Source organism: Paenibacillus polygoni (genome assembly GCF_030263935.1).
Taxonomy (GTDB): Bacteria; Bacillota; Bacilli; order Paenibacillales; family Paenibacillaceae; genus Paenibacillus; species Paenibacillus polygoni.
In genome coordinates this window covers 3,459,427-3,481,049 of record NZ_CP127162.1, presented here as the reverse complement: position 1 = coordinate 3,481,049, position 21,623 = coordinate 3,459,427, and the positions used below count along the sequence as shown (strand labels likewise).

Below are 21,623 nucleotides of genomic sequence, written 5' to 3'. Positions count from 1 at the left end.
AAAAAGCAAACGGACGTTCCCTGTATTTTTTCGGGGGCGTAATTACACGTAATAAACGTGATCATCGGAGGTGCAATGCTGTGCTTTCTACACTATCTATTCGAAATTTAGCAGTTGTTGAAGCGGTGGATGTCCATTTCCATGCGGGGTTTCACGTACTTACCGGGGAAACGGGCGCAGGTAAATCGATTATTATAGATGCACTTGGTCTTATTGCGGGAGGCAGAGGTTCAGCTGATCTCATACGATATGGCTGTGACAAAGCAGAGATGGAAGCCATGTTTGAACTTCCAGGCTCTCATCCCGTATGGCAGACCTTATCAGGGCTCGGTATTCAGGCAAGATCAGACGAACATTTAATTATACGCCGTGAACTCATTTCAACGGGCAAAAGTGTATCTCGTATTAATGGACAACTCGTTAACTTGACCATGTTACGTGAGGTTGGAGAACAGCTCATTAATATCCACGGACAACATGAACATCAAAGTTTATTGCGGGCAGAGAAGCACTTAGGTCTGCTCGATACATATGGAGAAAGTATCATTGGTCCGATAAAGCTGAAATATACAGAGCAGTATAAAGCATTCGTAAAAGTAGAAAAAGAAGTTCGTCAGCTTCAGGAGTCAAGTCAAAAAGCATATCAATTACTTGATATGTATCGGTTCCAGTTAGAAGAAATCTCAGCCGCCAAACTCGTACCAGGCGAAGATGAATTACTGCATGAAGAAAAGGTCAAACTATCCCATAGCGAAAAAATGATGGACTCGGTTGCAGGTGCTTACGATATTCTCCAAGGCTCTCAGGGGCTTGAGGCAGTTAGTTACGCAATCTCAAAGCTTGAAGATATAAGCGGTTATGATCAAAAAGGAATTAAGCCTATATTAGACCAGCTTCAGTCTGCTTTTTACCAATTGGAAGATGCTGCGTTTCAGCTTCGCGGATATCGTGATGATATCGAATTTAACCCGGCAAGACTTGGAGAAGTGGAAGAACGACTCAATATGATTACGGGTCTAAAGCGTAAATACGGGGATAACGTAGAAACCATTCTCGAGTATTATGCCCAAATTGAGCGGGAAACAGATCAGCTTGAGAATAAAGATGAGCGCATGGAAAAATTACTTGCCGAACGTGATCGTTACTTGGCAGAATTACTGATTACAGCAGAGAAAATGAGCATGGCTCGCAAGAAATGTGCAGAAGAGTTATCCGAAAAAGTGGAACGAGAACTAAAGGATTTACAGATGGAACGAACATCCATGAAGGCTCAGATTTCTGTCGTAGAGGACCCTCGCGGATTCGAATGGAATGGTCAGCGGATCCGGATTACAAAACAAGGAATTGACAGTGTGGAATTTCTAATATCGGCAAACCCAGGTGAACCCCTAAGACCCCTAGGCAAGATTGCTTCGGGTGGGGAGATGTCGCGGATTATGCTTGCCCTTAAGAGTATTTTCGCAAGACACGATCAGATCCCTGTACTGATCTTTGACGAAGTAGATACCGGAGTAAGCGGAAGAGCAGCTCAGTCCATTGCAGAAAAATTGTTCCTTCTTTCTTCCACTTGTCAGGTCTTCTCTATTACACATTTGCCACAAGTGGCTTGTATGGCCGATCATCAATATCTAATTGAGAAAAAAGTGCATCAGGAACGGACGATGACACAGGTCGATGAACTATCTGAAGAAGGACGAATCATGGAACTCGCAAGGATGCTTGGCGGTGTTGAAATTACAGAAAAAACAAGACACCATGCACAGGAAATGCTTAAACTTGCGGAAGCCAAAAAAGGGGCTGAAGTACTTACGGAGCAATGATTGACAGTAATAAAAGGCTAGGTCCAAGGTTATGTTATAGTTACGCAATTGGCGACCACCTTTCGTCAAGCGAACGAAGCAAAGGGAGTGTGACAGCCACTTGAAGCTTAACCTTGGAAAGAAACTTATTGGCCTTATTGTTGTCTTATCTATCTGTCTGTTCGGACAGACCCTCTTGCCCGTGTTTAGTTATGCCTCATTGCCAGATGAGCTACGTTTGTTAGCCGGACGGGAAACACACCTTGAAGTATCTGCGCCCGTGGATGCGACCGTCTCTGATCAATCAGAGGTGCTGCAAGTAAAGAAGGAAACCTCCTCTAAACTTTCGGTTTCTGCCAGGCAACATTCCATTCAGTTGAATCCTCAACAAGAGGGGACGACAAAACTTACATGGAAGTTGTTTGGAAAAATCCCGCTAAAAACGACAGATGTGCATGTCGTGCCTGATTTGAAGGTAGTACCAGGGGGACAAACCATCGGTGTTAAGGTAAAGTCTGCCGGTATCCTGGTTGTAGGTCACCATTTGGTACACGTAACAAGTAAGGATCCTGTATCCCCAGGGGAAGAAGCAGGTATCAAACTGGGTGACTTATTGACTCATATGAATGGCAAAGCGATCACAGGGGTCAACGCGGTTGCTGATACCGTTCTTGAGTCAGGAAAGACGAAGAAACCCATTGATATTACCTTATCTCGTCAAGGAAAAGTCATCAAGACAAAGTTAACCCCTGTGTTTGATGAAGAAGATCAGGTTTGGCGTCTTGGCCTCTATATTAGGGACTCAGCCGCCGGTGTGGGTACTTTAACTTTCTATGCACCAGATCAAGGTGTGTATGGAGCTTTAGGTCATGTGATCACTGACATGAACACGCAAACGCCAATTGTGGTTGGCAGCGGCGAGATTGTCCAATCGAATGTTACTTCTATTGCGAAGAGCGAAACTGGCGATCCAGGTGAGAAACGAGCGATTTTTACGAAAGAAAGCAGAATTCTTGGAAATATCGAAAGAAATACTCCCTTTGGAATTTTTGGAAAAATGCCTGTGAACCCAGAACACAGTTTATATCAAAAGCCTATCCCTGTCGCATTTGCACATGAAGTGAAAGAAGGACCTGCTGAAATTTTAACGGTTCTCGAAGGACAAAAGGTGGAGCGATTTACGGTAGATGTCGTTCATGTCTCACCTCAAGATCATGCGGCTACAAAAGGACTTGTTATTCGTATTACTGATAAACGTCTAATTGATAAGACAGGTGGTATCGTACAAGGGATGAGCGGCAGCCCAATTATACAGAATGGCAAACTTATTGGAGCTGTAACCCATGTATTTGTGAATGACCCTAAATCGGGTTATGGATGTTTCATTGAATGGATGTTAGAAGATGCTGGCGTAGTAATCCCTAATAAGCAAACAATGAATCTTAAGGCGAGTTAAGCCTTAAGATTTTTTGTCGAATACATAAGAAGAAAATCATAAAATGAAATAAAATACAATATTATAAATCAATGGCTAAAAAAAATAAAGAAAATATTTTTCGACAGAAGGATTTTCCTTTTGTGTGTCGAAAATCTTAAGCTGTAAGGGAATGAGCATCAACAATTGTCTAAGGGAGGAAAAACATTTGCAAAATATTGAAATATTATTGGCTGATGATAACCGGGAGTTTACTAATTTACTAGCTGAATATATATCTAATCAAGAGGACATGGAAGTAACGGGCATCGCGTATAACGGTGAGGAGGTACTTCAGATCATTCAAGAAGCAAAGTCTGTACCTGATGTATTAATCCTTGATATTATTATGCCTCATCTCGATGGTCTAGGAGTGCTTGAACGCTTGCGCGAAATGAATTTATCTCCGCAGCCTAAGGTAATCATGCTTACTGCTTTTGGGCAAGAGAACATTACTCAGCGTGCTGTACAATTAGGAGCTTCTTATTATATTTTGAAGCCCTTTGATATGGAAGTCCTTGCAAATCGAGTAAGGCAGCTATTTGGTGCTCAAGCAATCGCAAGTAATGGTTCACAAATGATATCCTCCTCCCAAAAATCAAATGTTGTTCCTATCGGAAAATCAAGAAATTTGGATGCGAGTATTACTTCCATTATTCATGAAATTGGTGTGCCTGCTCATATTAAGGGATATCAATATTTGCGGGAAGCAATCACTATGGTATATAACAATATCGAAATCCTCGGAGCGATTACCAAAACATTATATCCAGCAATCGCTGAGAAATTCAAAACAACGCCTTCCAGAGTTGAACGTGCGATTCGCCATGCGATTGAAGTGGCTTGGACACGGGGGAACATCGACTCAATCAGTCATTTGTTTGGTTATACGATTAACATCAGTAAATCCAAACCGACGAACAGTGAATTTATTGCGATGGTAGCTGACAAACTTAGAATTGAGAATAAAGTATCTTAATAAAGGATCTTAAAGATGACTTGGATTGTTTATTTCTGGAACAACGCCCTTCGAACCTTATGATAAAATGCGCTTACCCGAAGAGAAGGTAGGCGCTTTTTCGGGAATTATGAAAGGGGAAGAGACCCATGTTATGGTTGTCGATCATAGGTATTGTTGCTTCATGCTTCACTTGGATCACTTATAGACGATATCACGTAAGCAAGGTAAAGAAATCTTCCAATGTAGTCTATTTGGATCATTATCGCAAAAATGATCATAATAAAAAGATGCAGAAAGTCCAGAAATGTGAAAAATGCAATAAGTATAAAAGACTGCACTTTTATGCAAGCCCTTCTGGTAAAGTTACAGGTTTATGCAAAGAATGTGAATATAATGATAAAAGTAATAAGATGCTTAGAATATAACTAAAATCCATAGTTTACGACAAGTCCCACATTTGGTGATAATTACATGGAGAATAGCCTTTGCTTTCGTAAAAGAGTTGTAGTACATTAGCAGAGAATAAGGAGGTTTCTAATGTACTCAAGCAAACAAGACGACACACTATATATCATGACATACACACTGAACAGCGGTGTTAAGGGGACAGTTCCATTGTCCAATAAACAGATTCAGGAATGGATTCATTGTTACAGAAACGATACGAAGTTTATTGCTGAGATCGGTAAAGAATTCTTTGGATTAAATCCTTCACTTGTCTCTGACTTTAAAGTTCAAAATCAGTTCTCTGACTATCAAAATGTAATCGTGCCTGTTCAACAACAAGATAATATGGATCGTCTATCAACCGCATATCGTGCCAATGAGATTTTAATGAAAATTGATTGCAAATGTGGAACTGCTTATGTTACCGAGTCTCCGTACAAACGAACAAAGTGGTATTGTACGAAGTGTAAGGAAATTGTATTCTTGGACCCGAAAAAAGGTATGGTAGAGACATCCCGCGGTGATGCTTACTATATGACTAATAAGTACTTTGTTACACGGGAACAATAATGGTAGATGGATTTGCACAGCTACCGCTTTGTCGACAGCTGAAAAGTAAAGGAGTGCCGGGTGTATACCGGACACTCCTTTATTTAATTTCCTTCATCACATTTCACTTTATGAGGCGGGACAAAACAATTGCGGCATCTCGGTTCGTATGCTTCGGAATCTCCGATCATGACGACAGGACCAAGGGTGACCGGCTCGCCATTAACGATACGTTGGGTAAATGCTGCATCAGGGCTTCCACATACGGCGCAGAAGGCTGATAGTTTTTCAATATCATCGGACATGGCGAGTAATCCGCCAACATATCCGAATTCTTTACCGCGATAATCCATATTTAAACCATCCACGATGACGTGTTTTCCGCAATAAGCGAGTTCTTCGGCAATATCCATGATTTCTCTGCTAAAGAACTGTACCTCATCGAAAGCAACCACATCTGCATCTTTGGTTTGTTCTAGTATTTTTTCAACGATTTGCGGAGTAAGTTGTTTTGGAATCGGGATTGCAGGTAATTTGTATCCGATCCGACTTACGATTTCGTCGATTTCAAATCGGTCATCTTCAACAGGTTTATAGGCAACGACCTTCTGGCGTCCATATTTCATTAGTTTTTGACAGCGTCTGATCAGTTCCCCTGATTTTTCACTGAACATGGGTCCGGTAATAACAGTAATACGACCTTTTGACACAGCGATATCTTCCTCTCTTTAGCACAATCCGCTCTAAAACTTTTGGTTTCTCCAAAAGAGCCATTATAGAGTAACATAAATAAAAGCACAGAAGCCACTATTTTGTTAGATCATGGAGTGTAAAATTATGCACAATTTCTTCTAACATGATATGGTTGATAAGGATGAGGTGAACATGATGAATAATGATGAAAAATATAATGCTTGGCAAAAGAAGTTTGAAATACTGCAAGAAAAGGAGACAATTACTCCCGATACTGAAAAATTCATATCTGATTTATTAGCTGAATTCTCTGCTGTACAAGCACAGAATCAACGGTTAAAAAAACAAATATTGCAAAAAGCAACCGGTGGTTCAAATATGTCTACGAAACTAAGAGATGCATTGTATGAATAAATAATTAGATAATAAAAAAACCTTCTTACTTGGTAAGAAGGTCTGACATTAATTACTGTTCAGATGGATCTGCAGATACTTCTTCTTCAGATCTTTCATCGCCTAGCTTTTCTGGAAAAACAATGCCAAGCGTAATTCGAGCGATCATGGCTATTGTAATACCGATCCCTGCAAACATGTAAATGATCGTAAACAACTTGCCAAAAGTCGTAACCGGCGTGAGTGTTGGGTGACCAACAGTTGTTAGAGTAACTGCAGAAAAGTAGAGCGCATCAATATAACTCATATTCTCTACACTGGAATAAAACAGAGTTCCTGAGAGCAGGGTAGCTAAGGTCAAGGTTAAAAGAGCAAGAAATCTTTTATCTTTAAAACCATGAAACAATCCTTTGATTAATCTCTTAAGTGTAAGTAAAAATGAAATCATCGTCAGAAACCCCTATCTTCGAAAAAGATACTTAAGAGTAAATTATATTGATTTCAGCCGTAAAGGTAAAGTTTTCAGGGATTCTGAGCTATGTATCCATATCTTGTTTCTGTTTGAAACGAGGTCCGACATAATTACGTTTTCGATCACGAAAAAGAATCCAGCCGCCAAGGAAAGCCATGCACGCGGCAAATAGAAGAACGCCTAAGCTAAAGTGAAGCCATTCAAAGCGCGGGACGGTTACAAGGTCATCACCATGAGCAGCATAGTAATGAAACAACGAATCTTTGATCATTAAAAAACCTTTCATGGCTCCAAGACCAGGAATAACGAGAATGACAATGGCAAGAAAGCGGGAAAGCATAAGCTTCATCGTGCAAAAACCCCTTCTCATACGCATGTAGTATTTCTATATGATACCTTGTCTTCTAGTTACTGTCTATTAGATGGGCTTGTTTTGTGATTCCAGAGAAGTGAGAGTACAATAGAACATAAATTAATAACAACGCGGAAGAATTGGGGGAATGATTTTTTATGGCAATAGAATGTGATGTGGCAATCTTGGGCGGGGGAACAGGTGGCTATGTGGCTGCGATCCGAGCTGCTCAATTAGGTAAATCTGTCGTTATTGTAGAAAAAGATAAACTAGGCGGAACGTGTCTTCACCGGGGGTGCATTCCAAGCAAGGCACTACTTCGAAGTGCAGAAGTATATGCAGATATTAAAGATAGCGCAAGTTATGGTATTGAAACCTCGGGGGCAACTTTAGTATTCCCTAAAGTTCAAGAAAGAAAAGAAGCCATCGTGAAGCAGCTCCATCAGGGTGTCGAGTATCTCATGCGTAAAAATAAGATAACTGTTTTGCATGGAAAAGGCAGAGTCATTGGTCCTTCGATTTTTTCTCCAAAAAGCGGTGCTCTTGCCGTTGAACTTGATAATGGAGAGATGGAAAATGTGGTACCCGCAAATCTAATTATTGCTACGGGAACTCGTCCTAGAACGCTGCCAGGACTTGAACCTGAGGGCGATAAGATTATGACAAGCGACGAGGCTCTTCGAATGGACGACCTGCCGGATTCCATCATTATCGTTGGCGGCGGAGTTATTGGAGTAGAATGGGCATCGATGCTATCTGATTTCAATGTAAAAGTGACGCTTGTTGAGGCAGCAGATCACATTCTCCCCCAAGAAGATCAAGAGATTGCAGCGGAAATGAAACGACTGCTTGTCAAACGAGGAGTAGAGGTAAGAACAGGTTCCCAGGTCATGACGAATACATACACAGACCATGGTGATTCCATTTCGATTGATATACAGTCGAGTGCGGGAAACGAAACTTTATCAGCTTCAAAAATATTAATCTCGGTTGGACGAATAGCAAATGTCGAGAATATTGGGATTGAGAACACGGATATCAAATTATCTAATGGATTCATTGAGGTGAATAAACAGTTACAGACGGCTGTTCCTCATATTTATGCGATCGGCGACTGTATCGGAGGCCTCCAGCTTGCTCATGTTGCTTCCCACGAAGGAATTCGTGCCGTACATCATATGTCAGGTGAAACGGTGCATGCGACTCCGGATCAATTTATTCCAAGAGCCATCTATTCTAGACCTGAGGCAGCGAGTGTTGGATATACAGAAAAACAAGCTAGAGATCTTGGTTACAAGGTCAAGATTGGGAAGTTTCCTTTTCAGGCGATTGGCAAAGCTTTGGTACACGGACATCAAGAAGGCTTTGTTAAAGTAATTGCCGATGAGAACACCAATGATATTTTGGGAGTTCATATGATTGGAACTCATGTTACAGATCTAATCAGTGAAGCGGCGCTTGCTCAGCTATTAGATGCAACCCCTTGGGAAATAGGACAGCTTGTGCATCCACATCCTTCTTTATCGGAGATTATGGGTGAAGCAATGCTTGCCGTAGACGGTAATGCAATCGGAATGTAACACCTGCATTACTAGTAATTTCATAGCGGAAATGAAACATGACACTTGTCATCAATGTGCTTTATCTCTTTTCTTTTTGCAAACAAAACGAGTATAATGTGCTTAAGCCAAGTCTTAGTACCAGGTTATAAGACAAGATAATACCTAAGACACTTGAGCTACTCTAAAAGGAGGGTTCGCTAGTTTTGAACTTAAATAATATGACTTCTAAACAGTACAAACATAATGAGCTTGGTCTATCTGATGGTCAGGTTATTGATATGTACAAATATATGCTCCTGGCCCGTAAATTTGATGAACGCTGTATGCTTTTACAAAGAGCGGGTAAAATCAATTTCCATGTTTCCGGTATTGGTCAAGAGACAGCTCAGGTAGCTGCTGCTTTTGCGCTTGATCGTGAAAAGGATTATTTCCTGCCTTATTATCGAGATTATGGATTTGTTATGGCCGTAGGAATGACACCGCGTGAACTCATGCTGTCCGCTTTTGCGAAAGCAGAAGACCCGAACAGTGGAGGCCGCCAAATGCCTGGACATTTTGGAAGCAAACGCCTTCGTATTGTAACAGGATCAAGTCCTGTAACTACGCAAGTGCCGCATGCGGTTGGTTTTGCGCTTGCAGCGAAAATGCAGAAGAAAGATTTTGTCTCTTTCGTAACTTTTGGCGAAGGTTCAAGTAATCAGGGAGACTTTCATGAAGGAAGTAACTTTGCGGGCGTTCATAAACTTCCGGTTATTATCATGGTTGAGAATAATCAATATGCCATCTCTGTGCCTATTCACAAACAGCTTAGCGGAAAAGTAAGTGATCGTGCTCTCGGGTATGGGTTCCCGGGAATTCAGGTAGATGGTAATGATGCCCTAGCCGTGTATGCTGCTGTAAAAGAAGCACGCGAACGTGCGGTAGCGGGAGAAGGCCCAACACTCATAGAAGCAATGATGTACCGGTTGTCTCCACATTCCACTTCAGATAACGATCTCGCTTACCGGACAAAAGAAGAAGTAGAAGAGAACTGGAAAAAAGACGGCCTTGCCAAAATGAAACAATATTTGATTGACTGTGGTTTATGGGATGAAGAGCGAGATGCAGATCTGGCTGCACAGCTTAGTATGGAACTGAAAGAAGCGACGGAATATGCAGACAATGCTCCGTTTCCGAAGCCGGAAGATACCCTGCTGCATGTGTATGCCGATGATGAGTCAGGAGGGAAATGGTAATGGCTGAAATGGAGTATATTGATGCGATCAGACTCGCGATGAAAGAAGAAATGGAACGCGATGAGTCCGTATTTGTGCTTGGCGAAGATGTTGGGGTTAAAGGCGGCGTATTCACGACAACCAAAGGACTTATGGAACAGTTTGGTGAAATGCGCGTGATGGATACACCTTTATCGGAATCAGCAATTGCAGGGGTAGCTATTGGTGCCGCTATGTATGGAATGAAGCCGATTGCGGAGATGCAATATTCTGATTTCATGCTTCCAGCAACCAACCAAATTATTAGTGAAGCTGCTAAAATTAGATATAGATCGAACAATGATTGGAGCTGTCCTGTTGTAATTCGTGCGCCAATCGGCGGCGGTATTTTTGGTGGTCTATACCACTCTCAGTGTCCGGAATCCATTTTCTTTGGCACCCCGGGGCTTAAGATTGTAGCACCTTATACCGCATATGATGCGAAGGGGCTTCTTAAAGCAGCAGTTCGTGATCCAGATCCTGTGCTTTTCTTTGAAAATAAAAAAATGTATCGTCTCTCGAAGGAAGAAGTGCCTGAAGAAGATTACATCGTACCGATTGGTAAGGCCAACTTACTTCGTGAAGGTGACGATATTACCGTGATTGCTTACTCACAGCCGCTGCATTTTGTAATGCAAGCCGCAGAGGAACTCGAAAAAGAACAAGGAATCACTGCGCATGTTTTGGACCTGCGTACACTACAGCCTCTTGATAAAGAAGCGATCATAGCTGCAGCAAAACATACGGGGAAAGTGCTTATTATCCATGAAGATAACAAAACAGGCGGAGTCGGAGCAGAAGTATCTGCCATTATTAATGAAGAATGTCTGTTTGATCTGGATGCTCCGATTGAACGTCTTTGCGGTCCTGATGTGCCTGCAATGCCGATCAGTCCACCAATGGAAAGATTCTACATGCTGAGTAAAGATAAAGTAAAAGATGCAATGCTTAAGCTTGCAATGTATTAAGACTAGGCCTCCTCAGAGATGAGGGGGAAGAATTGGAGTGACAAAACATGGCAGGACAAAAGAAGTTGATTGAAGTGGTTATGCCGCAGCTTGCAGAATCACTCGTATCTGCGACGATCGCCAAATGGCTAAAAAAACCAGGAGATCGGGTAGAACAATATGAACCGATCTGTGAAGTAATTACGGATAAAGTGAATGCAGAGATTCCTTCTACGGTAGAAGGGATTATGGGTGAACTTACGGCAGAAGAAGGTCAAACGGTTGGAGTAGGCGAACTCATCTGCCGTATGGAAGTCCATGCTGCAGCAGGAACCGGAATTGTGGGTGACACTTCTGAGACTAGTACTTCAGATCAAGTCGCCCAAACTGCGTCCACAGCAGGTGCTATGGAAGGCTCCATGCGTAATCGTTATTCACCAGCCGTTCAGAGTCTTGCAGCGGAGCATGGTATTGATCTAAGCCAAGTGCCGGGAACCGGAATGAATGGCCGAATTACGCGCAAGGATGTACTCCGTTTCGTAGAAAGTGGAAATACGCAGCAGCAAACGTCAGGATTTATGCAGGAAGAACGGAAAGAAGCACCGAGCAGTTTGTCTTCTGAGCCACAGAAGCCACAGAATCTATCTATGGATCCATCTATCCCTGTTCGTCATTCTGGCATTCATTTATCAGAAACACCAAAATTGCCGAAGATTGAAGTCGACGGGTTTACGCAAGGAAGAGCAGAGCAATACATCGATATTACACCGGTTCGTAACGCAATCGCTAGAAATATGCGTCAGAGTGTAACGGAAATACCGCATGCTTGGACGATGATCGAAGTAGATGTGACAAATCTTGTTACTTTGCGTAATAAACTGAAAGATGATTTTAAACGTAAAGAAGGTATTAATTTAACTTATTTGGCTTTTCTACTCAAAGCAGTAGTTAATGCGATCAAAGATTATCCAATCATGAACTCGGTATGGGCTGTTGATAAAATCATTGTAAAACGTGATATTAATATTTCTCTTGCCGTAGGAACGGAAGATTCAGTAATGACTCCCGTTATTCAGCGAGCAGACACCAAAAATATTGCTGGACTAGCTCATGAGATTGAAGATCTTGCAAGAAGAACCAGAGAAGGTACGTTAAAACTGGATGATATGCAGGGAGGAACATTCACCGTAAATAATACGGGTTCGTTTGGTTCTATTCTGTCTTATCCTATTATCAACTATCCGCAGGCTGCTATTCTTACCTTTGAATCTATTGTGAAGAAGCCTGTCGTTATTAATGACATGATTGCCGTAAGATCGATGGCTAATTTATGTTTGTCCCTGGATCATCGTATTTTGGACGGTGTCATTTCAGGAAGATTCCTGCAGCGAGTAAAAGAGAATTTAGAAAGTTATTCTTTAGACACGAAGCTATACTAAAACATCTGTGGTATGTGGTGAGTTAATCATGGGGAGGTATATTCGTATGAATAGACCGCTTGTTGTAAGCTATACCGATATGATGGATTACGGTGAAGCATGGGATTTACAGAAAAGAATGGTCCATGACATCGATGCCGGAGAGCAGCAGGAACACCTGCTGCTTTTGCAGCATCCGCCTACATATACGATCGGTACGCAGCGACATCCGGAACATTTGCTGATTAGTGAGGAAGATCGGAAGAAAAAAGGCATTTCAGTCTATCAGATCGATCGAGGCGGTGATATTACCTATCACGGACCCGGTCAGCTCGTTGCATACCCCATCATGTTTTTGGGCCGAGGTAAAGAAATTGACTTACATGCTCATTTAAGGAATGTGGAAGAAGTAATTATCACGTATTTAAGGTCCTTTGGTATTGAAGCAGGCCGTAAAGAGCAGTATACAGGAGTATGGGTAGGGAACTTTAAAATTTGTGCCATAGGCATTAAATTTAATCGCAGTACTTCGTATCGAAAAGACTTTATTACGAGTCACGGATTTGCATTTAATATCAAATCGGGATTACAAAGTGAAGGATTTGGCGGGATTGTCCCATGCGGAATTGAGGAGTTTGGGGTAACCACTTTAGAAGATTGTACAGGTCTTGTTCACACGACGGAGCAAGTAGCACGGGAGCTGGTTCCTATTTTTGCTCAGCAATTTGGCTTTGATCCGGTTTGGGCCGCAGAGGTACACGTTTGAGATTAAAGTGGTGATAAGAAAATACCCTCCCTGTTCTTCTATAGTGAGAAGCAAAGAGAGGGCTAAGCTTGTCCTATTCTTTTTTTAGCAAATCTCTTATCCGAAGAGCAGTGGTTCAATAACAATTAACAACGTTGAGGCAATCATCGCAATTAACATCAGATAGATTACAACTTTAAACCATTTTTTTTGTTGCATCAGTAAGCTCCTTTTATACCATAATTATAGTCTATTGTAACTTATCCATAGCATAGTGAAAAGTCTAACTAGAAGGGATGATAACCATGATTAATCAGGAACGGATAACAAAGGAATTTATGGATCTGGTTCAGATCGATAGTGTAACTCAATATGAACAGCAAATTTCCGAAGTACTGAAAACAAAGTTTACAGAGCTTGGACTTGAAGTGAGAGAAGACAACACCAAAGAAGAAACAGGCCACGGCGCAGGCAACTTGATTGTCACATGGAAAGCAGAAGGAACGAATGAGGCTCCAAAACTGTTTTTCACATGTCACATGGATACAGTCGCTCCTGGCGAAGGAATCAACCCGCAGATCTCTGAAGATGGATTTATTCGCAGTGATGGGACAACCATTTTAGGTGCGGATGATAAAGCAGGTATTGCAGCTCTATTTGAAGCCATCCGTGTAATACAAGAGAATAACATTCCTCATGGTCAGATTCAGTTTGTAATTACTGTAGGTGAAGAATCCGGACTCATTGGGGCAAGAGCGATGAAAGCGGAGGATATTGACGCAGAGTTCGGATTTGCCCTTGATTCTAACGGTGAAGTGGGCGGAATCTGCGTTGCAGCTCCAGCGAGAGCACAGATTACAATGAAAATTACGGGGAAATCGGCTCATGCTGGCGTGAATCCGGAAGATGGAATCAGCGCGATCCAAGTCGCTGCCAAAGCAATTGCAGCCATGAAACTAGGACGTGTTGACCATGAAACAACAGCGAACATCGGAAGTTTCTCTGGAGCAGGTCCACTGAATGTCGTTTGTGACTATGCTGAAATTTTGGCTGAAGCCCGGAGTATTGTTCAAAGTAAAGTGGAGAATCAAGTAGATCACATGAGAAACGCCCTGCAGGCAACTTGTGAGCAGTATGGGGCAAAAGCTGAATTTGAAAGTGACATCGCTTATCCTGCTTTTAAATTAACGGATGAAGATGAGGTTGTAAAACTCGCAGCACGCGCGATCACAAGTGCGGGTCTAACACCACAAACTTTCCCTTCCGGCGGCGGAAGTGACGCGAATATATTCAATGGTTTTGGTATTCCAACCGTGAATCTTGCGCTGGGATATGAAGATATTCATACGACAAATGAGCGAATTAAAGTAAGCAGTCTCGTGGAGGCGGCACGTGTCGTTGTATCGATCGTGAAAGAATCCGCAAAATCGTAAAATTAAAACAGCATATGAAAAGGTCTGGGCATGCGTACGCACCAGACCTTTTTTGTAAATGAAAAATTGAAATTCGCTTTTTATTTACGATTTCGAATTAAGGGTAATAGATGTTGAGGCTTTCGAATGAGGTCAATTACCTGCATCTCTGGTCCGTAATCTGACAACCAGTGTCTGAGCGTATTCATAATCTGATGTGCCTGTCCGGTCATATATAGCGATTCATGTGTTTTATAGCTTTTCATCAGGGCTCACTCCTAAATAAAGTCGTATACTACACCGTATGCCCAAGCAGTCTAATTTAATACTTATTGTTTACTAATGTTCGTTTTTATCTATACAGGAGGTTTAACTATGAAGGAATCAATTATTCGTCAGAAGCATCCAAAACTAAATCATCCGGATTCGAATCCGGCATTAGTCGAAAAAACAGTGTCCACAGAGCCTATTTTTGAGGGGAAAGTGGTTTCTCTCCAAGTGGATACCGTAACCTTACCAAATGGGCAGACCGGAACTAGAGAGATCATCAGACACCCGGGAGCGGTTGCGGTTCTGGCTGTTCGAGGGGATCGTATGCTGGTTGTCGATCAGTATAGACAGGCGCTAGGAAGAACGGAGCTAGAAATTCCGGCAGGTAAGCTGGACCCAGGTGAAGATCCGGAGGAAGCGGCCAAAAGAGAGCTGAGAGAAGAAACGGGATACCGTGCAAAATCCCTTGTACCGCTGCCTGCTTTTTACACCTCCCCTGGTTTTGCTGATGAGGTTATCTATCTATATATGGCTGAAGAACTCGAGGCGGGCGAGATGGAACTAGATGAAGATGAGTTTCTCGAAGTATCGGAGATCACTTTGGACGAAGCTTATTCCCTAATTAAAGAAGGACGGATCAGCGATGCCAAGACGATTCTCGCAGTCTATGCATGGCACTTATATCAGCTGACAGGAAAGCTGTAAGATGAATCAGCAAGTTTCTGAAGGTGCTTCATCGCTTCGTACGTTCTACGCAGATCTCCATATTCATATTGGCAGAACAAACCGAGGAGAAGCGGTGAAAATCAGCGGCAGTCGGGATCTGACTTTTCTTAACATTGCTAAAGAAGCGGCAACCCGCAAAGGGATTGAACTGATCGGGATTATTGATGCCCATGCGCCTGTGGTACAGCGTGATATAAGAGAAGCACTTGAATCAGGTGAGATGAGAGAAATACCGGGCGGAGGCATCGCGTATCAGAATACAGTGATTTTACTCGGGACAGAGCTTGAAGTGAGGGAACCTGGACGTAAGGAATCCCATTTCCTTGCTTATTTTCGGACGTTGTCAGACATGGAATCTTTTACGGCCTGGATTACCCCTTTGATGAAAAATGTGAATCTCAGTTCGCAGCGAGTGTACGTTCCATTGAAGGAACTTCAAAAGGAAATTGTAGGCCGCGGCGGACTATTTATACCTGCTCATGTGTTTACGCCCCATAAAGGCATTTATGGAAGCAGTGTATACCGGATGGAGGAAATTTTAGACGTAGCTGACGTAACAGCCATAGAACTTGGACTTAGTGCGGATTCCGAAATGGCCGGTTATATCAGTGAACTGGACCATATTCCCTTTTTAACGAATTCGGATGCCCATTCCCTTGGCAAAATCGGAAGAGAGTACAATAGTCTTAGGCTGTTAGAGCCTTCATTTGATGAGTTTTGTTATGCTTTACAAAATAAAGACGGCCGCCGGATCGAAGCAAATTATGGTTTGAATCCGCTGCTTGGGAAATATCACCGTACTTACTGCGCAGCATGTAACAGCATTCTTGACGAATCTAAGGTAACTAGCGAGCGCTGTCCTTACTGCGGAAGCACGAAATTGATTCAAGGTGTACTTGATCGAATTTTAACCATTGCGGATCGTGAAGAGTCTTATATTCCACCTGGGCGGCCTGCTTATCAATATCAAGTACCACTGGAATTTATTCCGGGACTGGGTAAGGTGAAACTGCGTTTGTTACTTGAAGCATTCGGAAGTGAAATGGCAATCTTGCATCGTACAGAAGAAGCCGAGTTACGTAATGTCGTGGGAGATGAGCTTGCGAGGTACATTATAATGGCAAGAAGCGGCGAACTGCTGCTAAACTCAGGCGGCGGAGGAACCTACGGAAAAGTTTCAAGAACATGAGTTCAGATTCGGGTCATAGAATGAGAGAGAAATTCATAGAGTAGGGTATGTAACCAGAAAGGGGACGACCTCTCGCCATGCCATTTCTCAAGCATACATTCAGAGACCAAACTCCACTTTATGTTTTTGTTGCTGTATTATTTCTGGTCGGGGTTATTTTCGGTGCATTAATGGTAGGAGCACTAACCCTGGATCAGCAGCAAGATCTTGCGGGTTATTTGGATAATTTTTTTGTAAGTATCCATCAAGGAAATGTGAATGAATCTCATTCTTTTTTTGACATTACCATGCTTCATTTAAAGTGGATTGGGCTAATCTTCATTCTTGGTTTGTCTGTTATCGGTCTTCCAGGTATCTTGGTTTTGGATTTTTTAAAAGGAGTGCTGATCGGTTTTTCAGTTGGATATTTGGTTGCTCAGTATTCCTGGAAAGGGTTGCTGCTCGCCTTGCTGTCTATCGCACCGCATAATTTGTTTATCATCCCTGTCCTGATGATTAGCAGTGTGGCAGCAATCACCTTTTCGCTTCATATGATTCGCAGTCGATTTTTTATGCAGCGAAACCAAAGCCTAAAAAGGCCGCTTACCAGTTACATTACGTTAACCCTGGCAATGGCCCTGCTTATGGTTGGGATCTCTTCTTTTGAGACCTTTGTAACTCCTGTGTTAATGCAGTGGGTAACCCCACTATTTATTAAGGTTTGATCCTAAGACCAAATCGCCCTTAAAACCCTGATACGGTTGACTTTATTTCGTATGTGACCCTATAATAAACAAGTGGGTTTACGTACACGATGCAGTGATTTCCGAGGGGGAGGGATAATATGGAAGCACGGATCGACAAGATAAAACAACAGTTACAATCTCAAGGCTACAAACTAACGCCCCAGCGGGAAGCGACAGTTCGAGTCTTGCTAGAGAATGAAGAAGACCATTTGAGCGCAGAAGACGTGTTCATGTTGGTTAAGGAAAAAGCTCCCGAAATCGGTCTGGCAACCGTATATCGAACCCTGGAACTGCTCAGTGAGCTGCATGTCGTTGAGAAGATAAATTTTGGTGACGGAGTAGCCCGTTATGATTTACGCGGTGACACAAGCAAGCACCATCATCACCATTTGATATGCGTTCAATGCGGCAGTATGGACGAAATACGAGAAGATTGGCTTGGGCCGCTTGAAGAACGTTTAGAGCGTGAGTTTAATTTTACGGTTCTAGATCACAGACTTGATTTTCAAGGAATCTGTCATCGTTGCAAAGACAAGAACGATCAGAAACCGAAGAACTGATATAAAGACAAGCATGAGCAAGCTCTCACCGGGTCAAGTTCGGGGGAGCTTTTTTAGCATGTTCATTTATAAGTATGACTGGAGATAACTTCATAATAGACTTTTACTATTTTAATGAGTTAAGTAATGAGTTAAGTAATGGACTCCATTGTAAAATGTAGAGTAAAGCCAGTAGTTTCTCTTTTTTGCCAGCCTAAAGGTGGTCATAGTCGGGTTGACAGGTTCATAGGCTGAATCATAGCCCAATTGTCATCGGGGAATACTACCCAAATACCTAAACCCTATAAAAGACAACATTATGACTATAGGAAGGCGGAAGAAACTTATGGTATTTTCACTTCGTAAATGGCTTCGCATGGTTCGTTTATTTATCATCTTTGCTGCCCTAGTTTATATGTTTTATAATGTGTTCGATTTATTCTCAAATTGGATCACTCCTGTGGATCATTATAAGATTCCTGAGGGGAATGCACTGAAAGTATTTCATCCCGAAGAAGGAATTCAGCTTGCAGCCGAGAAAACAAACTTAATGAATCGTCTTCGTTTTTTTTATTGGTATGGTGAATAGAAGTGTGGTCTTGTTAACTTAAAAATTCAAAGGTAAGGAGCTGTAAGGAAAACGATGAGGAAGTATGTGCAGCCCTACATGGATTATTTGCAGGAGGATAAAGGGTCTTCTGTCAGTACGCTTGAGTCGTACAAACGTGATATTGAACAGTTTATTGGGTATATGAATAGAGAACAGCATATGGATGCGGATATGGAAGCGTCTGAAATTACACGTACACATATTGTACTGTATTTATCCTATCTAAAAAAAGAAGGGAAGGCGGCTTCAACCATTGCCCGAAATGTCGTTTCCCTTCGTTCTTTTTTTCATTATCTTATGTTTAAAGGCCTGGTTTCTAAAGATCCGACTTATCATTTGGATTCACCCAAAACAGAGAAAAATCCGCCTAAGATCCTTTCTATTACAGAAGTGGACAGGCTGCTCAGCATTCCCGATCCTTCTGTACCTTCGGGTCTTAGGGACAAAGCAATGCTTGAGCTTTTATATGCAACGGGAATTAAAGTGTCAGAGCTTGTTCATCTCAACGTAGAAGACCTGAATACCCAGCTCAAGTATGTTCGGACGGGAAGAGACAGTGCGAAAGAAAGGGTCATCCCTGTGACAGGAATTGCAGCCAGGGCGACGACTGAATATCTGGAGTCTGCTCGCAGCAAACTACTAAGGGATCATACGGAGGAACAAGCTCTGTTTGTTAATACGAATGGTAGCCGGTTAACACGGCAAGGCATTTGGAAGATGATAAAAAAGTACGCAGAAGAAGCGGGTCTCGCCGGCGAAGGAATTACACCGCATACGCTTAGACATTCTTTTGCTGCACATTTGCTGGAGAATGGTGCTGATCTAAGATCAGTGCAGGAAATGATGGGGCATGCTGATATTTCGACTACGCAAATCTACAACCAAGTGGTCAAACGTAATATGAAAGATGTTTATGATCATTATCATCCCCGTGCCTGATGGATTCAGCACTACACTATAAGTATATTCCGATAAATTATGGAACTAGGGAAGGGGCAATACATCATGACAAGCAGAGAATCACGTTTCAAACGGATATGTTTCATCGTGCTGGATAGTGTAGGAATTGGAGAGCAACCCGATGCGTCAAAGTTTGGTGATGCAGGTGCTCATACACTAGGTCATATTTTGGAACGAGTTCCGGGTACAAAGCTTCCGAACATGCAAAAATTAGGGCTTGGAAATATTGCTTCTATTCCGCCTCTGTCTCCTGTGGAAGAACCTAGAGGATATTACGGAAAGATGAAAGAAGTATCTGCAGGTAAAGATACGATGACCGGACACTGGGAATTAATGGGGCTCAAAATTGAAACTCCGTTTAATACATATCCTGCCGGCTTTCCGCAAGACTTAATTACTGAATTTGAAAAACAGACAGGCCGTAAGGTTCTTTGTAATAAACCGGCTTCCGGTACGGAAGTTCTTGAGGAGTACGGTGAAGAGCAGATGAAGACAGGCGCTTGGATTGTCTACACATCGGCAGACAGTGTATTCCAAATTGCTGCACATGAAGACATTATTCCGGTTGAGGAGTTATTCAAAGCTTGCCGGATTGTTCGTAAACTTACGCTTGCTCCTGAACACTCTGTAGGGCGTGTAATTGCTCGTCCTTATGTGGGACAACCAGGGTCTTTCAGAAGAACGCCTAACCGGCACGACTACGCAGTAAAACCGCCAGAGCCTACAGTGATGAACTCTCTGCAATTATCTGGTTATGATGTAATCGCAGTAGGGAAAATTAATGACATTTTCGATGGAGAAGGGGTAACCGCTTCTTATCCGTCCAAGAGTAATGAACATGGCATCGAACTAACTATTGAGCAATTAGGCAAGGATTTTAACGGACTTTTGTTTACGAATTTAGTAGACTTTGATTCCTTGTACGGTCACCGCAGGGACCCGGAAGGTTATGCAGGTGCTCTTGAAGTATTTGATAAGGCTTTGCCGGAAATTATGCAGCGCATTGGTCCTGATGACCTTCTCATCATCTCTGCTGACCATGGTAATGATCCTGTACATGCAGGAACAGATCATACGAGAGAATATGTACCTGTGCTGATCTATAGTCCATCTTTACAAACCCCAGGAAAAAGTATTGGTGTAAGAGATACCTATTCTGATCTTGGTGCGACGATTGCTGATAATTTCGGTACGAAAGCTCCACTGCACGGGGAGAGTTTTTTAAGGGAACTTATTTAAGGGGGACAACCAAGTTTATGACACAGCTAGCGCGAAACAGCGTAGGGGAAGCAGCAACTTATATCCAATCAAAAACGAACGTGATTCCAGAAATCGGGCTTATTCTTGGCTCAGGACTTGGCATTCTAGCAGAACTGATCGAAGATGCCATTGCCATTCCTTATGAAGAAATCCCCCATTTTCCGGTTTCCACTGTAGAAGGTCATGTTGGGGAATTACTGATTGGAACCATTCAGGGGCGTCCTGTTGTGATGATGAAAGGCCGTTTCCATATGTATGAAGGTTATGGTCCAGAAGTAACCGCGTTTCCAGTGCGTGTGATGAAAGCAATCGGTGTTCAAAAAATGCTTGTGACAAACGCAGCAGGAGGCGTTAACACGTCTTATACACCTGGGGATCTGATGATTATATCCGATCATCTCAATATGACAGGCCGCAATCCGCTGATTGGACCCAATCATGAGGACTTTGGTGTGCGGTTTCCAGATATGTCTGAAGCGTATAGTCTTAGACTCCGTAAGCTTGCTAAAGAAACGGCAGAGAAACAAGGTTTTGCGATGAAGGAAGGCGTATATGCTGGTCTTCTTGGTCCTAACTATGAAACACCGGCTGAGATCGTTATGCTACGGACACTGGGCGCGGATGCAGTAGGAATGTCTACGGTGGCTGAAGTCATTGTAGCGCGTCATGCAGGAATTGAAGTGCTCGGTATCTCATGCATTACCAATATGGCTGCAGGTATTCTTGAACAGCCGTTATCTCATGAGGAAGTCATGGAAACCGCTGAAATGGTAAAAGAAAAATTCTTGAACCTGGTCATGTCGTTTATTCCGAAAATGTAGATATACTAAGGAAGATAGGGTACGAAACATAGCAACATAATTTTGT

24 protein-coding genes are annotated in these 21,623 nt (G+C 42.4%); 19 read left to right on the top strand and 5 right to left on the bottom strand.

All coding sequences use genetic code 11. The features are described from left to right. The first annotated feature begins 80 nt into the window (after positions 1 to 80). The 4 genes from recN to QPK24_RS16670 all read left to right on the top strand — a co-directional run bounded on the left by recN (position 81) and on the right by QPK24_RS16670 (position 5,251). A complete protein-coding gene (recN, locus tag QPK24_RS16685; RefSeq protein WP_285743065.1) occupies positions 81 to 1,820 on the top strand; it encodes a DNA repair protein RecN in 1,740 nt (579 codons plus the stop codon). A 100-nt stretch (positions 1,821 to 1,920) separates the two neighbouring features. Next, the gene (gene spoIVB, locus QPK24_RS16680) at positions 1,921 to 3,255 is read left to right on the top strand and encodes a SpoIVB peptidase (protein WP_285743064.1); all 1,335 of its coding nucleotides are present in this window, start codon (positions 1,921 to 1,923) and stop codon (positions 3,253 to 3,255) included. Between the two features lie 187 nt (positions 3,256 to 3,442). Beyond that, on the top strand, positions 3,443 to 4,252 hold the full coding sequence (gene spo0A / locus QPK24_RS16675; RefSeq protein ID WP_160033419.1) for a sporulation transcription factor Spo0A: 810 nt from the start codon (positions 3,443 to 3,445) through the stop codon (positions 4,250 to 4,252). A gap of 519 nt (positions 4,253 to 4,771) precedes the next feature. Beyond that, entirely contained in the window at positions 4,772 to 5,251 is a 480-nt protein-coding gene (locus tag QPK24_RS16670) for a hypothetical protein (protein WP_160033417.1), read from the top strand. A gap of 83 nt (positions 5,252 to 5,334) precedes the next feature. Here QPK24_RS16670 and QPK24_RS16665 read toward each other — a convergent pair whose 3' ends face one another. Then, positions 5,335 to 5,940: a thymidine kinase gene (locus tag QPK24_RS16665; protein WP_285743061.1), complete on the bottom strand. Its 606-nt coding sequence runs from the start codon at positions 5,938 to 5,940 to the stop codon at positions 5,335 to 5,337. 175 nt (positions 5,941 to 6,115) lie between these two features. Here QPK24_RS16665 and QPK24_RS16660 point away from each other — a divergent pair, with 175 nt between their 5' ends. Next, positions 6,116 to 6,337 (top strand): hypothetical protein, encoded by a 222-nt coding sequence (locus QPK24_RS16660; RefSeq protein WP_285743058.1) that lies wholly within the window; start codon positions 6,116 to 6,118, stop codon positions 6,335 to 6,337. 52 nt (positions 6,338 to 6,389) lie between these two features. On the opposite strand, the gene QPK24_RS16655 is transcribed toward QPK24_RS16660, so the two are convergent. Further along, positions 6,390 to 6,764: a potassium channel family protein gene (locus QPK24_RS16655; protein WP_285743056.1), complete on the bottom strand. Its 375-nt coding sequence runs from the start codon at positions 6,762 to 6,764 to the stop codon at positions 6,390 to 6,392. A gap of 88 nt (positions 6,765 to 6,852) precedes the next feature. After that, positions 6,853 to 7,137 (bottom strand): DUF2627 domain-containing protein, encoded by a 285-nt coding sequence (locus QPK24_RS16650; protein WP_285743054.1) that lies wholly within the window; start codon positions 7,135 to 7,137, stop codon positions 6,853 to 6,855. Between the two features lie 161 nt (positions 7,138 to 7,298). Between QPK24_RS16650 and lpdA the strand changes: the two genes are divergently transcribed. From lpdA to lipB, 5 genes are all read left to right on the top strand, one after another. Further along, a complete protein-coding gene (gene lpdA, locus QPK24_RS16645) occupies positions 7,299 to 8,720 on the top strand; it encodes a dihydrolipoyl dehydrogenase (protein ID WP_285743052.1) in 1,422 nt (473 codons plus the stop codon). A 200-nt stretch (positions 8,721 to 8,920) separates the two neighbouring features. Next, entirely contained in the window at positions 8,921 to 9,937 is a 1,017-nt protein-coding gene (locus QPK24_RS16640) for a thiamine pyrophosphate-dependent dehydrogenase E1 component subunit alpha (RefSeq protein ID WP_285749377.1), read from the top strand. Continuing rightward, positions 9,937 to 10,923 (top strand): alpha-ketoacid dehydrogenase subunit beta, encoded by a 987-nt coding sequence (locus QPK24_RS16635; RefSeq protein WP_285743050.1) that lies wholly within the window; start codon positions 9,937 to 9,939, stop codon positions 10,921 to 10,923. Before QPK24_RS16640 ends, QPK24_RS16635 begins: the two co-directional genes overlap by 1 nt. A 47-nt stretch (positions 10,924 to 10,970) precedes the next feature. Next, positions 10,971 to 12,341, top strand: coding sequence for a dihydrolipoamide acetyltransferase family protein (locus QPK24_RS16630; protein ID WP_285743049.1), 1,371 nt, complete (start codon positions 10,971 to 10,973; stop codon positions 12,339 to 12,341). Between the two features lie 46 nt (positions 12,342 to 12,387). Further along, a complete protein-coding gene (gene lipB, locus QPK24_RS16625) occupies positions 12,388 to 13,086 on the top strand; it encodes a lipoyl(octanoyl) transferase LipB (protein WP_285743047.1) in 699 nt (232 codons plus the stop codon). A gap of 96 nt (positions 13,087 to 13,182) precedes the next feature. Here the strand turns inward: lipB and prli42 are convergent, their stop codons facing one another. Beyond that, entirely contained in the window at positions 13,183 to 13,284 is a 102-nt protein-coding gene (gene prli42, locus QPK24_RS16620) for a stressosome-associated protein Prli42 (protein WP_160033399.1), read from the bottom strand. Between the two features lie 86 nt (positions 13,285 to 13,370). On the opposite strand from prli42, the gene QPK24_RS16615 reads away from it, so the two are divergent. After that, positions 13,371 to 14,498, top strand: coding sequence for a M20/M25/M40 family metallo-hydrolase (locus QPK24_RS16615; protein ID WP_407082921.1), 1,128 nt, complete (start codon positions 13,371 to 13,373; stop codon positions 14,496 to 14,498). Positions 14,499 to 14,578: 80 nt separating this feature from the next. Here the strand turns inward: QPK24_RS16615 and QPK24_RS16610 are convergent, their stop codons facing one another. Then, positions 14,579 to 14,743 (bottom strand): Z-ring formation inhibitor MciZ, encoded by a 165-nt coding sequence (locus tag QPK24_RS16610; RefSeq protein WP_285743042.1) that lies wholly within the window; start codon positions 14,741 to 14,743, stop codon positions 14,579 to 14,581. A 109-nt stretch (positions 14,744 to 14,852) separates the two neighbouring features. Here QPK24_RS16610 and QPK24_RS16605 point away from each other — a divergent pair, with 109 nt between their 5' ends. From QPK24_RS16605 to QPK24_RS16570, 8 genes are all read left to right on the top strand, one after another. Continuing rightward, entirely contained in the window at positions 14,853 to 15,452 is a 600-nt protein-coding gene (locus tag QPK24_RS16605; protein WP_285743041.1) for an NUDIX domain-containing protein, read from the top strand. Between the two features lies 1 nt (position 15,453). Beyond that, positions 15,454 to 16,662 (top strand): endonuclease Q family protein, encoded by a 1,209-nt coding sequence (locus tag QPK24_RS16600; protein WP_285743039.1) that lies wholly within the window; start codon positions 15,454 to 15,456, stop codon positions 16,660 to 16,662. A 77-nt stretch (positions 16,663 to 16,739) separates the two neighbouring features. Next, the gene (gene spoIIM / locus QPK24_RS16595; protein ID WP_160033391.1) at positions 16,740 to 17,366 is read left to right on the top strand and encodes a stage II sporulation protein M; all 627 of its coding nucleotides are present in this window, start codon (positions 16,740 to 16,742) and stop codon (positions 17,364 to 17,366) included. A gap of 119 nt (positions 17,367 to 17,485) precedes the next feature. Continuing rightward, positions 17,486 to 17,947, top strand: coding sequence for a ferric iron uptake transcriptional regulator (fur, locus tag QPK24_RS16590; RefSeq protein ID WP_160033389.1), 462 nt, complete (start codon positions 17,486 to 17,488; stop codon positions 17,945 to 17,947). A gap of 325 nt (positions 17,948 to 18,272) precedes the next feature. Beyond that, complete coding sequence (locus tag QPK24_RS16585) at positions 18,273 to 18,515, top strand: DUF4227 family protein (RefSeq protein WP_191799186.1); 243 nt, start codon at positions 18,273 to 18,275, stop codon at positions 18,513 to 18,515. Positions 18,516 to 18,569: 54 nt separating this feature from the next. Continuing rightward, positions 18,570 to 19,475 (top strand): site-specific tyrosine recombinase XerD, encoded by a 906-nt coding sequence (gene xerD / locus QPK24_RS16580; RefSeq protein ID WP_285743037.1) that lies wholly within the window; start codon positions 18,570 to 18,572, stop codon positions 19,473 to 19,475. A 66-nt stretch (positions 19,476 to 19,541) separates the two neighbouring features. Next, positions 19,542 to 20,735, top strand: a complete 1,194-nt coding sequence (gene deoB, locus QPK24_RS16575) for a phosphopentomutase (RefSeq protein ID WP_285743035.1) — start codon at positions 19,542 to 19,544, stop codon at positions 20,733 to 20,735. 17 nt (positions 20,736 to 20,752) lie between these two features. Then, entirely contained in the window at positions 20,753 to 21,577 is an 825-nt protein-coding gene (locus tag QPK24_RS16570; protein ID WP_285743033.1) for a purine-nucleoside phosphorylase, read from the top strand. Positions 21,578 to 21,623 lie beyond the last annotated feature (46 nt).